Source organism: Exiguobacterium sp. SH5S13, assembly GCF_004337085.1.
GTDB lineage: Bacteria > Bacillota > Bacilli > Exiguobacteriales > Exiguobacteriaceae > Exiguobacterium > Exiguobacterium aurantiacum_A.
This window is the reverse complement of record NZ_SJUS01000001.1, coordinates 174370-189188: the sequence shown is the minus strand read 5'-3', so window position 1 is coordinate 189188 and position 14819 is coordinate 174370. Positions and strand designations below refer to the sequence as shown.

Sequence of the window (14819 nt, the reverse complement as noted above, 5' to 3'; positions counted from 1 at the left end):
TCTTTTCCTTTGTCACAGGAGGAAATAAGGATGGAACAGTTAACGATACAAACACTTGCTTCTTGGTTTGGGATGGAGACGGACGACACACGTGAGGTCCGTCATGTCGCGACCGACTCGAGGGACGGTAATGAGGACGGATTGTTCGTGCCGATCATCGGGGCTCGCGTCGATGGCCACGACTTCATCGATGCGGCCGTCCAAAAAGGCGCAATCGTGACGTTTTGGGAGCAGGGGCGTCCGCTGCCGGAAGGGGTTGTGGCGATTCCGGTCGAGTCACCGCTAAAGGCGCTGCAAGAAGCGGCGGCACGATACTTGGCTGAAATCGATCCGTTCGTGGTCGCGATCACCGGTTCAAACGGCAAGACGTCGACGAAAGACATGGTTGCCGTCGTTCTCGGGGAAAAGTTCAAAACGCACAAGACGGCTGGAAACTTCAACTCGGACGTCGGTCTGCCGCTGACCGTACTGCGAATGCCTCGTGATACGGAAGTCGCGGTGCTCGAGATGGGGATGAACGGATTTGGGCAAATCGAGTTGTTATCGAAGCTTACCAAGCCTGACGTCGCGTTCGTGACGAACATCGGCGAGTCGCACGGCGAACAAGTCGGCGGTCGCTCAGGGATCGCTAAAGCGAAACTTGAGATTAAAGCCGGGCTCAAACCGGACGGGGTGCTCATCGTCGATGCCGACGAGCCGCTTTTGGCCAACGAAGGTTACCGAGTCGGTTACGACGCGACGGCAGATGGGAAACTTGAAGTCGTCGAAGCGACGTTTGACGCCTCGATTTTCCGCTATAATCACGAGTTTTATGAGTTAAAAGTGCTCGGAGCCCACCAAATCCGGAATGCGGCATATGCGATTGCGTGCGGACTCAAATTAGGTCTTGATCACGAGACGATCCAACGCGGTCTGAATCGGGTTCAATTGACATCGATGCGGATGGAGAAGCAAATGTTCGGTGACGCGCATTTGATCAATGACGCCTACAATGCGAGCCCGACATCGATGATTGCCGCCATCGAGACGGTGAAAACGTTAGAAGGCTTTAGCCGTCGTGTCCTCGTCCTCGGGGATATGTACGAGCTCGGGACAGATGAACAGGCCCAGCACGAGAGTGTCGGCCGCGTCATCACGGCGCCTGTGACCGATTGCGTGCTGATCGGCGACAAAGCGAAATGGATCGCACAAGGGATCAGTGACCCGCGCGTGAATGTGACGATGGTCCCAACGGTAGAGGAAGCGAAAGCACTCCTCAGCAGTTATCAACGGCCACAGACTGTGATATTGTTAAAAGCATCGCGAGGACTTGCGCTTGAGCGTTTAGTCCAATAAATAGAGTAGTGAGGTACGAATATGTTAATCAGTTTAATCGTCTTAATCAGCTCATTATTGACCGTATTGGTCGTCATGCCGCGGGCCATCCCGGCGCTTCGTAACTTAAAGTTTGGTCAAGAGATCCGGGACGAGGGTCCGGATTGGCACCAAAAGAAATCAGGGACACCGACGATGGGCGGGATCGTCATCCTGCTCGCACTTCTTGTCGGTTTTCTCGTTTCGATCGTGTTTGGAGAAGCGGTCGCCGGATTCGGGACGCTCTTGTTCGTCACGCTCGCGTTCGGGATCATCGGATTCCTCGACGACTACATTAAAGTCGTCAACAAACGCAACCTTGGATTGACATCGCTCCAAAAGTTGATTGGCCAAATCATTGTCTCGGTGTTGTTCGTTTGGTTCTTATCGCTTGGCGGCGGGCTCGACACAACAATCAGCATTCCGTTCACATCGATCGCGTTTGACACGGGCTGGTTCTACATCGCCATCGTCATCTTCTGGCTCGTCGGCTTCTCGAACGCCGTCAACTTGACGGACGGTTTGGACGGTCTCGTTTCGTTCTCGGCCATCCCGACGTTTGCGTTCTTTGGAATTTATGCGTTAGGGCAAGACGAAGTCGGCATCGCCTGGTTTGCGTTTAGTACGGTCGGAGCACTCTTTGGGTTCCTCGTCTTTAACAAATACCCGGCGAAAATTTTCATGGGTGACACGGGTTCGCTCGCTTTAGGCGGAGCGGTCGCTGGTCTCGCCCTCATGTTGAAACTTGAATTATTGCTCGTCTTCGTCGGCATTATTTTTGTCATCGAGACGCTCAGTGTCATCTTGCAGGTCATCTCGTTTAAAACGACGGGGAAACGGATCTTTAAGATGAGTCCGATCCACCACCATTTCGAGATGGTCGGCTGGTCAGAATGGCGCATCGTATTGACGTTCAGTGGAATTAGCTTGATCACGGCAGTATTGTCGTTACTTCTCATGTAATGGATGGTGGAAGACATGAATCAACAGTGGAATGGTAAGCGAGTCCTCGTACTCGGGGCGGCTCGGAGCGGTATCGCAGCTGCCGCCTATTTAAAGGCGGTCGGCGCAGACGTAGTGATCAATACGGGCAGTGAGCCAACAGAAGCAGAGCAGGCAAAGATTGAAGCGCTAAACGTAAAAACTGTCTTCGGCTCGCATCCGCTTGAACTGTTAGACAAAGCTGAACTGATCGTCAAGAATCCGGGTATCCCTTATCAGATCCCGTTACTAGAAGAAGCGATTGCGCGTCACATCCCGATTTATACGGAAGTCGAGCTCGCTTATTTGGCAACAGAGGCAGATTTTGTCGCCATTACCGGGTCGAACGGTAAAACGACGACGACGACGCTCGTTCATGAGCTGTTAAAAGGTGGCGAACGTCCTGTCCACGTGGCGGGGAACATCGGGTTTCCGGCCATCGAAGTCGCGACGCAAGCCGCACCGGGCGACCTGATCGTGATCGAACTATCGAGTTTTCAGCTGATGGGAGTGGAAGCGTTCCATCCCCGCTCGGCAGCACTGCTCAACTTGTCAGAAGCCCATCTTGACTATCACGGTGACTTTGAATCATACGCTGACGCGAAAGCGAATCTGTTCCAAAACATGACGCCTTCAGACCGGGTCGTCGTCAAAGGTGAGGATCGAGAAGTCATGAAGCGAGTGCCGACTGGACTTTCAGCCCAAACGTTTGGCTATGAAGCCGGTGACGCGCATGTCGATTCAGGATGGATCACTTTGCATGGCGCACGGATCATGCCGGTGTCAGAACTTGCGCTTGGAGGCGCCCATAACGTCGAGAACGTATTGGCCGCGCTCTTGTTGATCGAGCCGTTTGACATCCCGACTGATCATATCGAGCACGTCTTGCGCACGTTCGGCGGCGTCGCCCATCGGACGGAGAGCCTCGGCCGTGTGCTTGGCCGTCGCGTCTACAACGATTCAAAAGCGACGAACAACGTCGCTGCCGAAGCGGCGCTCACTGGTTTCGAATCACCGATCGTTTGGTTATGCGGCGGGCTCGAACGTGGAGCCGACCTGACATCACTCGTTCCGGCGATGAAACGGGTGAAAGCTGTCATCGCTTACGGCGAGACGGCTGAACGGTTCAAAACGTTAAGTGAATCAGAAAATATTCCGGCGCAAGCCGTCGCCACGCTCGACGAGGCGGTGCCGCTCGCGTTTGAACAGTCCGTTGCAGGCGACGTGATCTTGCTGTCGCCGGCCTGTGCGAGCTGGGATCAATATAAGACGTTTGAAGAACGAGGCGAACATTTCGTCAAGCTCGTGAACGCATATGAGGAGGCAAACCGATGAGAGTCATCATTTCTGGTGGAGGGACGGGTGGTCACATCTATCCGGCGCTCGCCCTGCTCGATACGTTGAAAGAGCGGCATACCGATTTAGAGGTGCTCTATATCGGGACCGAGAACGGGCTTGAAGCCGATCTCGTACCGCGAGCGGGGATCCCGTTCAAATCGATTCGAATCAGTGGCTTGAAACGGTCGCTTTCGATTGAGAACGTCAAGACGGGTTATCGGTTCGTCCAATCGGTTCTCGCATTGCGAAAAGACATGAAAGCGTTCCGACCTGACGTCGTCATCGGAACGGGCGGTTTCGTGTCCGGGCCTGTCGTCTTCACCGCACAACTGCTCGGTATTCCGACGATTTTGCATGAACAAAACAGCATCCCGGGACTGACGAATAAGTTTTTGTCTAAAAAAGCGGATCGTGTCGCGCTGTCGTTCGCCGGTTCTGAACAACATTTCCCAGGGGCGAACGTGCAAGTCATCGGGAATCCACGGGGTAGTGAGGTCTTGAAGACAACGGCGGACGAGATGAAACTGCGCACCGAGTACGGGATTGACGAACGACCGATTGTTCTCATCTATGGCGGCAGCCGTGGGGCGGAAGCGATCAATCGAGCGGTCATCGAGGCGATCCCGGAACTCGCGACTGAACCTGTGAACGTCTTATATGTGACCGGAAAAGTGCATTTTGACGATGTCGTCGCCAAAGCGCCGAGCTCAGATAACGTCCAAATCTTGCCCTACGTCTACGATATGCCAGAACTCCTCGCCTGTGCGAGTCTCGTCGTCTCACGGGCCGGTGCTTCGACAATCTCGGAATTGACTGCGCTCGGTTTGCCGAGCATTTTAATCCCGAGCCCTTACGTGACAGCGGATCATCAGACGAAAAATGCGTCGGCGCTCGTCGAGAGCGGTGCCGCTGAGCTGATTAAAGAGCAAGCGTTGACAGGCGCGACGCTCGTCGCGTCGATCCGTCACGTCTTGAATCACCATGACGAGATGGCCGCAGCGTCGAAGCGATTAGGATTCCCGCATGCCGCGGAATCACTCGCCGATCTTGTTGAAGAAGTAAGCCGATAAAGGAGAGAAGTTAATGGAGACGCGTCAGAATACCGTTCGCAGTTTGGAAGATCGCATTCCGTATATGAAGGACCAACGGCGCAAAAAAGCGAATCGACGCTTGGCGACGATTCTACTCTTGTTTGCCGTGCTCATCGCACTCGTCGTCTATATGCAGACGTCGGTTTCTGACGTGAAGGCAGTGAATGTGTCCGGACTCGACTGGTTGACTGAAGCTTACGTCCTTGAGGGAACGGATCTCGACACGTCTTCAAAGATTGTTCGCATCTCTCCGAACGACATCGAGCAGACGATTCGCGCACTCCCGGGAGTGCGGGACGTCAAAGTCGATCGGTCTTGGTATAACATCGTCACCGTGGACGTCGAGGAAGAGAAGATGATCGCCTACTCGCGAAACGACTCAGAAGAAGTCGTCGTGCTCGCAGACGGATCACTTCACCCGACCGGACAAATCGATGATCCGGAGAAGTTGCAGGATGGTCCGCTCTTACGTGAGTTCACGGACGTCGCCGAGCTCGAGAAAGTGGCAAGTGAACTCGAGCAAGTCGATGACGCGATGCGGGCCCGGATGTCTGAAATCGTCTTTTCGAAAAAAAAGGATGAACCAGTCCGGTATGAGATTTATATGAACGATGGAAACACGTTGCTTACACCGACGTTCAAACTGAGCCAAACCGTCTCAAAATACGGGGATATCTTTGAAAACATCCCAAAAGGTCAACGCGGAACCGTCGTCATGGATGGAGGCTTTTATTTCGTCCCTTACGAAAAAACGAAAGAATAATCTGATTTTTTACAGTCCTTAGACACGTAAGGACTGTTTTTTTATGGTTTGTAATCGAATTGACACCCCAAAACCGCTTAATTTGTAGGATTCTACCTTTTCTCACTATGTTATTTGTTGTAAACTTAGACGTGAGATATCTTGCCGGACCTATCAATATTTTTGGATATCTGTAACAATGTAACGGAAATTCAGAAACAGAAATTTAAGCGCGGAGGTGTTTCCCTTTTGGAAGCGAACGGTTATGTTGCCGCATTGGATATAGGAACGTCAGAAATTAAGCTCGTCGTGGGCGAATTGCTCGGAGGAACGCTTAACATTTTGGCGGAGGGGTGCGCCCCGTCTGCAGGAGTAAAACGTGGCGCCGTCGTCGACATCGATAAAACGGTTCAAGCCATTAAGCAAGCCGTCGAACATGCCGAAGCGGCGCTCGGTGATCAAGTTCGTTCGGTATATGTTGCCATCGAAGGGGAACATATCCAAATTGCCCCGTGTCATGGGATCGCATCGGTGAAACGAGAAGACCAAGAAATCACGGACGTCGACGTCATCGAAGTCATCAATTCGGCGCAAGTGATGCGTTTGCCGGATGAGATGAGCGTCATCGATGTCATCCCGACGTCGTTCACAGTCGACCAACAGACAGGGGTCGTCGATCCCCGTGGTATGCTCGGCTACCGGTTAGAGATGCACGGAAAAATGGTGACGGGTTCAAAAACGGTCCTACATAGCATCCGTCGTTCGATTGAACGGGCAGGCCTTACGCTAGAAGGATTTGTACTCGGTAACTTGGCGCTCGGAATGAGTGCTGCTTCCGTCGATGAAATCGACCTTGGGATCGGCCTCGTCGACATCGGACACGAAAAGACGACTGTCTCTGTATTTTATCGCGGTGATCTCGTCTACTCGTATATCCTCCCAGTCGGCGGGGACCACATGACGCGAGACTTGGTATATAAACTCAACTGTAAGTACCAAGACGCAAAAGTGGCGAAAGAAGAATACGGACTCGCGCTCGAAGAAATGGCGGACGCTTCTGAAGGATTCTCATTTACGAATATTAATGGGGAAGTGGCATTCGAGCCACAAACAGAAATTAGTTACGTTTTAGAGGCGCGAATAGAGGAAATGTTCACACTCGTGTTGAATAGAGTGCAAAAGGTAGGTGTTCCACCGCTCAGCGGAGGTTATCTCCTCTGTGGCGGAGCGGCTGCCTTGCCTGGCATCCAGGAATTGGCGACGCGCGTCATGGGTCAAAAGACAAGACTCTACCAACCTTCGTCGATTGGTGTCAGACATCCGAAATACGCGACGGCTGTCGGTGTTCTCAAGTATGTGCTCATGAGCGACCATCATGTCTCGAAGTCGCAACTTGAGAAGCCAGACGAGCGCGTGACTGTTCCGACACCAACTGGCGGGACAGAACGCGACATCGATCGTGATGACGAGCCTGAAACAACAGAGCGCGAATCTAAAAATGGATTCGGGCGTTTAATGGAAAAATTATTTGGCGTGTAAGCTGATGATGTGTTAACAATTGGAAATTACGTAGGGGGATACCTGAAATGATGTACTTTGATGAGGCGATTGACGCCGTAGCAAAAATTAAAGTAATTGGAGTCGGTGGTGGTGGTTCAAACGCCGTCAACCGAATGATCGAGCACGGAGTGCAAGGTGTCGAGTTCATCGCGGTCAATACAGACGCACAAGCACTCAATATGTCGAAAGCGGACGTCAAGCTTCAGCTTGGCGCTAAATTGACACGCGGCCTTGGTGCCGGTGCGAACCCGGACATCGGTAAGAAAGCGGCTGAAGAAAGCCGTGAGCAATTGATCGAAGCACTTGACGGTGCCGATATGGTCTTCGTCACTGCCGGTATGGGTGGGGGAACAGGTACGGGCGCTGCACCAGTCATCGCTGAGATTTCAAAAGAAATCGGAGCGCTCACAGTCGGTGTCGTCACGAAACCGTTCATGTTCGAAGGACGCAAACGGATGCAGCATGCGCAACACGGAATCCAAGCATTCAAAGAAAAAGTCGATACACTCATCGTCATCCCGAACGACAAGTTGCTTGAAATCGTCGAGCGGAACACGCCGATGATCGAAGCGTTCCGCGAAGCGGATAACGTGCTTCGCCAAGGTGTCCAAGGGATCACAGACTTGATCGCCATCCCTGGTTTGATCAACCTTGACTTCGCCGACGTGAAAACGATCATGACGGAAAAAGGATCGGCGCTCATGGGTGTCGGTGTGGCGACTGGTGAAAACCGTGCCATCGAAGCAGCGAAAAAGGCGATCTCATCTCCACTGCTCGAGTCTTCGATCGAAGGCGCGAAAGGTGTCTTGATGAACATTACAGGTGGACTCAGCCTCAGCTTGTATGAAGTAACAGAGGCTGCTCAAATCGTTCAAAGCGCCGCTGATGAAGAAGTGAACTTGATCTTTGGTTCGGTCATCAACGAAAACTTGAACGAGGAGATCATCGTCACTGTCATCGCGACTGAGTTTGCGGAAGAGTCACAAGGCACGAACCCGTTCCTTCAGCAACCGAAGAAACAAGCGGAGCCTGAGGCGAACAAAGAAGTTCAACCGAAACCGACTGAACCTGCTCAACAAGAAGAAGGGAACTTCCATAGACCAGTCTATGGTGGGGACGTCCCAGACGAGACGATCAACATCCCAGCGTTCGTAAGACAACGCCGTAACTAAACAACAGGGGGTGCCGTTCTCGGCACCCCCTTTTTCTAAAAAAGGAGACTGGTATGCAACTCATACATACATGGGAAACCGAGGCGTATCGCTATCTGGCTTATGTGACGACGCGGACGGATGGACACAATGAAGGCAATGTCGGTCTGCACGTCGGCGATGACGCGGAACAAGTCATTGCCAACCGGGAACGTTTCTTCACCGAAGCAAACTTGTCGCTTATCGATTCGGTTTGGGCCGATCAAGTGCACGGGACGCGTGTCGCGACCGTCGACGAAGCGGACAAGGGCAAAGGCGCCTACCGATACGATGAGGCGATTCAAGCGACTGACGGACTCGTCACGACCGCTACCGATTTGCCACTCGCTCTCGTGTTCGCCGATTGCGTCCCGTTGTTCTTTTGTGCGAAAGATCACGGAATCATCGGCATGGCTCATGCCGGATGGAAAGGGACGGTCGGAAACATCGTGTCTTCGATGGCGGACGCATTCGCTCGGCTCGGGGTTCCGGAACACGACATCGAGATGTACGTCGGACCGGCCATCACGGCCGAGCATTATGAAGTCGACCGCCGTGTCCTCGATGCCGTCAATGCCGTCTCGCCCGAAGCATATGCGGCCTCGGTGTATAACGAATCAGAACGTCATGCGAATCTGTCATTGCAACGAGTCAATGAGACACTCGCTGTCGAAAGAAACATGGACGTCACGCAGTCGAACTTGTCGACCGCTTCCGATCGAGACTTTTTCTCGTATCGGAACGGAGACGCCAAGCGTCGATTTGCCGCCGTCCTCGTCAAGGAGAAGAAATTGTGAGCATAGCTGATAACGTCAAACAAGTGAGACAGAATATTGAGAACCTTCAATCGGAAACAGCGGTGACGCTCATCGCGGTCACGAAGTCGGTCGGTGTCGACGTCGCGAACGCGCTTTACGCAGAAGGTGTCCGTGATTTCGGTGAGAACCGTCCGGAAGGCTTGCTCGAGAAAGTCAATGCGATGCCGTCGGACGCCAAGTTCCATTTTATCGGCAGTCTACAGACGCGCAAAGTGAGACAAGTCATCGATCATGTTGCCGCAATCCATTCGCTCGACCGATTATCGCTCGCCGAAGAGATTGACAAACGGTCCGACCGTGTCATCGATTGTTTCGTCCAAGTGAACGTATCGGGCGAGACGTCAAAACATGGGCTTGAAAAAGAGGAAGTCATCCCGTTCATCGAGAACTGTAGACAGTATCGCCATATTCGGGTCATCGGACTGATGACGATGGCTCCGTTCACAGAAGATGAAGGTGTGATCCGTGAAACATTCCGTGCTTTACGCGAATTGCGCGACCGCGTCGCGGCAAATCGCTTCGAACATGCACCATGCAACGAATTGTCGATGGGTATGTCTAACGACTACGAGTTGGCAATCGAAGAAGGCGCATCGTTTGTTCGTATTGGGACCGTACTTGTGCAATAATATATTCTAAGGAGGAATCCGTTATGTCAATCAAAAACAAAATGAAAGACTTCTTTGGACTTGAGGAAGATCCGAATCACGCGTATGAAGGGGAAGAGTATGCTGTCGCAGAGACGAACACTCAACCGACGACTGATGCGCTCGTCAAAACCGAGGAGCGTCCGAAACCATCGAACAACCTCGTCGCGCTAAACACGAAGAAGAAAGAACGTTCGAAAGTCGTTCTTGCTGAACCGCGCGTCTTTGCCGAGGCACAAGATATTGGCGACCAGTTGAAAGAAAATCGTGCCGTCATCGTCAACCTTCAGCGCATGTCGAAAGAGCAGTCTCGTCAAGTTGTAAACTTCTTGTCGGGTGTCGTTTACGCCCTAGAAGGAACGATGACGTCGATTGGACATAACACGATTCTATGTGCTCCGAACAATATCGAATTGACTGGATCGATTTCGAATTTGATTTCGGAGGACGAACTAAACAGTAAAGGGTGGTAAATGAATGGAAAATGCGATCCCTGCATTAGGCAATACGATTGTTACGCTTCTTGGATATTATAGTTGGGTCTTGATTGCCTATATTTTATTATCGTGGTTCCCGAATGCGAGAGAATCAAAATTCGGACAAATTTTGACATACTTGTGTGAGCCGTTTCTTAACCCGTTCCGTCGGATCATCCCGCCAATCGGCGGTATGCTCGACATTTCTCCAATCGTCGCCCTGTTCGTGCTTCGTATGGCGCAAGCAGGAGTGCGAGCGATTTTCGGTCTGTAAATGAGCGTCTTCGATCATTATCGACCGAATGAACGCCCGTTTGTCGAGCAAGTGCTCGACTGGGTGCGACAAGTCGAGGACAACTACTTGTTTAAATTGACGGATTTTTTAGACCCACGTGAGCAACAAATCGTCAGGCAACTCGTTGGCAAACGGCTCGCCATCTACGAGGACGGCGGTTTCCCTGGAGCTGAGCGGAAACGGCTTTTATTGACGCCCGACTACTATGAGCTCGACGTGAACGACTTTGAAGTCAAGATTCTTCAAATCGATTATCCGACGAAGTTTGTCGACTTGACCCACCGCCAAGTGACAGGCACGCTTCTTAACGCGGGCCTGAAGCGGCAAAAGTTTGGCGACGTTGTCCTCGCTGACGGGATCGCTCAGTTCGCGACGACGGCTGATGCGGCTGGATTCATCGAAATGAACGTGGATCGCGTCGGCAAAGCCCGGGTGCGGTTGTCTGATGTGCCGGCCGCATCGATTTTGACCGTCCCAGAAGTCAAATGGAGCGACGAGTTTGGCATCGTCTCCTCACTCCGCTTTGATGCGGTCGTGAGCGAGGTGCTCGGTCTGTCGCGCCAGAAAGCACAGGCGCTCGTCAAACATGGTGACTGCAAAGTCAATCATAAAGCGATCACGGACGCGAGTTTTTTACTCGAACCAGACGATTTGGTTTCAATCCGGGGTTACGGTCGTGTCAAATTGACGGCAATCCTCGGCTCGACAAAGCGTGAGAAAATAAAAATCCAGTATGGCATCATACGTTGAATTTAGGAGGAAAGTCGAATGGCGTTGACACCGATTGATATTCATAACAAAGAGTTCTCGACTCGTTTTCGCGGGTACGATATCGATGAGGTCAATGAATTTTTAGATCAAATCATTAAAGAGTTTGAGCTATTGATTCGTGAAAATAGAAGGTACGAAGAACTCGTCAACGATATGCAAGCCCGTATTGACTACTTCTCCTCGATGGAAGACACATTGAATAAATCGATTATCGTCGCACAAGAGGCGGCAGAAGAAGTCAAGACCAATGCGGCCAAAGAAGCCAGCCTCATCTTGAAGCAGGCTGAACGCGAAGCGCTCGCCCGAGAAGAGGAAGCGTCGCGTAAAGAGCAGATGGCAGAGCGTGAAGTCATTCAAATGTTGAAAAAAGTCGAACTGTACCGGACCCGGTTCCGTGTTCTCGTCGACGCACAGATGGAACTTCTAAATAGTACCGAATGGGACACGATTGTCGGAGAGCCGCCTGTCCAGACGGTTCTTGACGATACGAGTGAACTTGCGTATAATGACGACGAAGTCACACCAAACAAACATCACGGATAATAAACAATACGTTGATTAGGACACGTCAATAAAGTCACACCTACGAAGCGACTTAGGGAAGGTGCAAGCCTAAGAGAAAGACTTTATTTGGTATCCCCTATGAGTGTCATGCTGAATTGAGTAAGCGTGACCGCTTGACCTCGTTATCGGTTACCGAGAGCGGTCTCAAGGTCTACTTGAGATTAGTAGGGTGGTACCGCGAGTCGATGAACTCGTCCCTATTTAGGGGCGGGTTTTTTTTGTTTTTCAAAAAAGATGCAGGAGGAGTTTCAATGAACTACAAAGACACATTATTGATGCCTGATACAGAATTCGCGATGCGTGGAAATTTGCCGAAGCGCGAGCCAGCAATGCACGAGGCTTGGGAGCAGATGGACTTATACAACCGCGTTCAAGAAAAGAATGCAGGAAAGCCGCAATACATTCTACATGACGGACCTCCGTACGCAAACGGTGACATCCATATGGGCCATGCACTCAACAAAGTGTTAAAAGACATCATCGTCCGTTTCAAGTCGTTGAACGGCTATCAATCACCGATGATCCCAGGTTGGGACACACACGGTCTTCCGATCGAGAACGCGCTTCAAAAAGCAGGCGTCAACCGTAAAGAGATGACTGTCGCCGAGTTCCGCGAAAAATGTGCCGCTTACGCGATGGAGCAAGTGAACTCACAACGTGAACAGTTCAAGCGTCTCGGACTGCTCGCTGACTTTGACAATCCATACATCACGCTCCAGCCTGAATATGAAGCGGCGCAAATCCGCCTGTTCGGCACGATGGCTGAAAAAGGATACATCTATAAAGGGAAAAAACCGGTCTATTGGTCACCGTCTTCTGAATCGGCACTCGCTGAGGCGGAAATCGAGTACTATGACAAAAAATCACCAGCCATCTATGTGGCGTTCCAAGTCGTCGATGGCAAAGGCGTCCTCGGGACGACCGACCATTTCGTCATCTGGACGACGACACCGTGGACGATTCCGGCCAACCTCGGGATCGCTGTCAGCGATGAGCTGACATACACACGGATCGAGCATGATGGCAAAGGGTATATCGTTGCCGAGACGCTCGTCGAAGAAGTGACGACAGCACTTGGCTGGGATGAGTACTCAGTGAGCGGATCTTGGAACGGACGCGAGTTCGAACACATGACGGTACAGCACCCGCTTTACGACCGGACGTCACTCCTCATCCTTGGCGACCACGTCACGGCTGAAGCGACAGGCTGCGTCCATATCGCACCTGGCCACGGGGAAGACGACTACCGTGTCGGCCAAGCGTACGGACTTGACGTGTTGTGCCCGGTCGACGACCGTGGGTATATGACGGACGAAGCACCAGGCTTTGAAGGACTGTTCTATGAAGATGCGAACAAAGAGATCGGCATGAAGCTCGAAGCAAATGGCAACTTGTTGAAGCTCAAATTCATCAAGCACTCTTACCCGCACGACTGGCGTACGAAAAAGCCGGTCATCTTCCGGGCAACACCGCAATGGTTCGCTTCGATTAAAGACTTCCGCAGCGACATGTTGCGTGAGATCGAAGAAGTGAACTGGGTACCGGAATGGGGCATGACGCGCCTGTTCAACATGGTCCGTGACCGTGGCGACTGGGTCATCAGCCGTCAGCGGGCATGGGGTGTGCCGATCCCGATCTTCTACGCAGAAGACGGAACGGAAATCATCACGAACGAAACGATCGACCATATCGCCAACTTGTTCCATGAGCACGGATCAAACGTCTGGTACGAGCGCGAAGCGAAAGACTTGTTGCCATCCGGCTTCACACATCCGAACAGTCCAAACGGCGAGTTCCGTAAAGAAGTCGACATCATGGACGTCTGGTTCGATTCAGGTTCGTCACACGCAGGCGTGCTCGAACAGCGCGACAACTTGCGCCGTCCGGCCGACCTGTACCTAGAAGGTTCGGACCAATACCGTGGTTGGTTCAACTCGTCACTGTCGACTGCAGTCGCGACGACCGGCAAAGCACCGTATCGCAACGTCCTCAGTCACGGCTTCGTCCTTGACGGCGACGGCCGGAAGATGTCGAAATCGCTCGGCAACACGATTGCACCGAACGACCTCGTGAAACAGTACGGTGCTGAAATCGTACGTCTTTGGGTCGCGTCTGTCGACTATCAGTCAGACGTCCGCGCCTCGCATGACAACTTTAAACAAGTGTCAGAAGTATACCGGAAGATCCGTAACACGTTACGCTTCTTGCTCGGTAACTTGAACGGGTTCGATCCGTCGATGCGCGTCGCGTTCGAAGATATGCCGGAAGCCGACCGCTTCATGGCGACGAAGCTGAAACAACTTCAGACGAAAGTCGTCAAAGCGTACGATACGTTCGACTTTATGGCTGTTTACCACATGAGCCACAACTTCTGTGTCAACGAGTTGTCGTCGTTCTATCTCGACTTCACGAAAGACATCCTCTACATCGAACGTGAAAACGATGCGCGTCGTCGTGCCGTTCAGACGGTCATGTATGATGCAGTCATCACGTTGACGAAACTGCTTGCCCCGGTCCTCCCGCATACGGCGGACGAAGTCTGGCAAGAAATCCCGGCCAAGACGGCGGATAGCGTCTTCTTGTCGGACCTTGAAGAAGTGGCGCCGCTCACGGAAGCAGAGACGGAATTACTCGCGAAATGGTCGAAATTCCTCACGTTCCGCGACGACGTCTTGAAAGCGATCGAGATCGCCCGCGGCGAGAAGTTGATCGGGAAACCGCTCGAAGCGAAACTTCAGGTCGCGCCGAAGGGTGAGACGAAAGCGCTGCTCGACACGATCGATAACGTTCGTCAACTCCTGCAAGTGTCACAACTCGACTACGTCGATACGGCCGACGTCGACTACGCGACGGCGAAGATCAGCGTCGCGAAAGCAGACGGTGCCGCTTGTGCCCGTTGCTGGACGTACTCGACCGAACTTGGTCAGAACGCAGATCATCCAGAACTTTGCCCGCGCTGTACAGAAGTCATCGCATGAGCCGGACCGGAGTGG

At 52.3% G+C, this 14819-nt stretch carries 14 protein-coding genes and 1 other annotated feature; all 14 genes read left to right on the top strand.

All coding sequences use genetic code 11. The features are described from left to right. Window positions 1-30: 30 nt before the first annotated feature. The 14 genes from EVJ30_RS00965 to ileS all read left to right on the top strand — a co-directional run bounded on the left by EVJ30_RS00965 (window position 31) and on the right by ileS (window position 14804). Complete coding sequence (locus EVJ30_RS00965) at window positions 31-1335, top strand: UDP-N-acetylmuramoyl-tripeptide--D-alanyl-D-alanine ligase (RefSeq protein WP_201739051.1); 1305 nt, start codon at window positions 31-33, stop codon at window positions 1333-1335. A 21-nt stretch (window positions 1336-1356) separates the two neighbouring features. Further along, entirely contained in the window at window positions 1357-2316 is a 960-nt protein-coding gene (gene mraY, locus EVJ30_RS00960; protein WP_131456285.1) for a phospho-N-acetylmuramoyl-pentapeptide-transferase, read from the top strand. A 15-nt stretch (window positions 2317-2331) separates the two neighbouring features. Continuing rightward, window positions 2332-3669: a UDP-N-acetylmuramoyl-L-alanine--D-glutamate ligase gene (gene murD / locus EVJ30_RS00955; RefSeq protein ID WP_236635957.1), complete on the top strand. Its 1338-nt coding sequence runs from the start codon at window positions 2332-2334 to the stop codon at window positions 3667-3669. After that, the gene (gene murG, locus EVJ30_RS00950) at window positions 3666-4742 is read left to right on the top strand and encodes an undecaprenyldiphospho-muramoylpentapeptide beta-N-acetylglucosaminyltransferase (RefSeq protein ID WP_131456281.1); all 1077 of its coding nucleotides are present in this window, start codon (window positions 3666-3668) and stop codon (window positions 4740-4742) included. The genes murD and murG overlap by 4 nt, the downstream gene beginning before the upstream one ends. 13 nt (window positions 4743-4755) lie before the next feature. After that, the gene (locus tag EVJ30_RS00945; protein ID WP_070327558.1) at window positions 4756-5526 is read left to right on the top strand and encodes a cell division protein FtsQ/DivIB; all 771 of its coding nucleotides are present in this window, start codon (window positions 4756-4758) and stop codon (window positions 5524-5526) included. 255 nt (window positions 5527-5781) lie between these two features. Then, the gene (gene ftsA / locus EVJ30_RS00940; protein WP_236633399.1) at window positions 5782-7044 is read left to right on the top strand and encodes a cell division protein FtsA; all 1263 of its coding nucleotides are present in this window, start codon (window positions 5782-5784) and stop codon (window positions 7042-7044) included. A gap of 47 nt (window positions 7045-7091) precedes the next feature. After that, window positions 7092-8237, top strand: a complete 1146-nt coding sequence (gene ftsZ / locus EVJ30_RS00935) for a cell division protein FtsZ (RefSeq protein WP_070327556.1) — start codon at window positions 7092-7094, stop codon at window positions 8235-8237. Between the two features lie 53 nt (window positions 8238-8290). Then, a complete protein-coding gene (gene pgeF, locus EVJ30_RS00930) occupies window positions 8291-9052 on the top strand; it encodes a peptidoglycan editing factor PgeF (protein WP_070327555.1) in 762 nt (253 codons plus the stop codon). Beyond that, window positions 9049-9702: a YggS family pyridoxal phosphate-dependent enzyme gene (locus EVJ30_RS00925; protein WP_070327554.1), complete on the top strand. Its 654-nt coding sequence runs from the start codon at window positions 9049-9051 to the stop codon at window positions 9700-9702. Before pgeF ends, EVJ30_RS00925 begins: the two co-directional genes overlap by 4 nt. Window positions 9703-9725: 23 nt before the next feature. Further along, the gene (locus EVJ30_RS00920; protein WP_070327553.1) at window positions 9726-10193 is read left to right on the top strand and encodes a cell division protein SepF; all 468 of its coding nucleotides are present in this window, start codon (window positions 9726-9728) and stop codon (window positions 10191-10193) included. 4 nt (window positions 10194-10197) lie between these two features. Further along, window positions 10198-10470: a YggT family protein gene (locus EVJ30_RS00915; RefSeq protein WP_070327552.1), complete on the top strand. Its 273-nt coding sequence runs from the start codon at window positions 10198-10200 to the stop codon at window positions 10468-10470. Continuing rightward, a complete protein-coding gene (locus tag EVJ30_RS00910) occupies window positions 10471-11241 on the top strand; it encodes a YlmH family RNA-binding protein (RefSeq protein WP_070327551.1) in 771 nt (256 codons plus the stop codon). Window positions 11242-11259: 18 nt separating this feature from the next. Further along, entirely contained in the window at window positions 11260-11805 is a 546-nt protein-coding gene (locus tag EVJ30_RS00905; protein WP_016509011.1) for a DivIVA domain-containing protein, read from the top strand. 2 nt (window positions 11806-11807) lie between these two features. Continuing rightward, window positions 11808-12028 (top strand) — a binding site (T-box leader). A gap of 49 nt (window positions 12029-12077) precedes the next feature. Further along, window positions 12078-14804, top strand: coding sequence for an isoleucine--tRNA ligase (gene ileS / locus EVJ30_RS00900; protein WP_131440331.1), 2727 nt, complete (start codon window positions 12078-12080; stop codon window positions 14802-14804). Window positions 14805-14819 lie beyond the last annotated feature (15 nt).

Bases quoted from the DNA above. Each gene is read 5' to 3' on its own strand.
- mraY (WP_131456285.1), top strand. From the start codon at position 1,357: ATGTTAATCAGTTTAATCGTCTTAATCAGCTCATTATTGACCGTATTG.
- EVJ30_RS00945 (WP_070327558.1), top strand. From the start codon at position 4,756: ATGGAGACGCGTCAGAATACCGTTCGCAGTTTGGAAGATCGCATTCCG.
- murG (WP_131456281.1), top strand. From the start codon at position 3,666: ATGAGAGTCATCATTTCTGGTGGAGGGACGGGTGGTCACATCTATCCG.
- murD (WP_236635957.1), top strand. From the start codon at position 2,332: ATGAATCAACAGTGGAATGGTAAGCGAGTCCTCGTACTCGGGGCGGCT.
- EVJ30_RS00915 (WP_070327552.1), top strand. From the start codon at position 10,198: ATGGAAAATGCGATCCCTGCATTAGGCAATACGATTGTTACGCTTCTT.
- ftsZ (WP_070327556.1), top strand. From the start codon at position 7,092: ATGATGTACTTTGATGAGGCGATTGACGCCGTAGCAAAAATTAAAGTA.
- EVJ30_RS00965 (WP_201739051.1), top strand. From the start codon at position 31: ATGGAACAGTTAACGATACAAACACTTGCTTCTTGGTTTGGGATGGAG.
- ileS (WP_131440331.1), top strand. From the start codon at position 12,078: ATGAACTACAAAGACACATTATTGATGCCTGATACAGAATTCGCGATG.
- EVJ30_RS00920 (WP_070327553.1), top strand. From the start codon at position 9,726: ATGTCAATCAAAAACAAAATGAAAGACTTCTTTGGACTTGAGGAAGAT.
- EVJ30_RS00905 (WP_016509011.1), top strand. From the start codon at position 11,260: ATGGCGTTGACACCGATTGATATTCATAACAAAGAGTTCTCGACTCGT.
- EVJ30_RS00910 (WP_070327551.1), top strand. From the start codon at position 10,471: ATGAGCGTCTTCGATCATTATCGACCGAATGAACGCCCGTTTGTCGAG.
- pgeF (WP_070327555.1), top strand. From the start codon at position 8,291: ATGCAACTCATACATACATGGGAAACCGAGGCGTATCGCTATCTGGCT.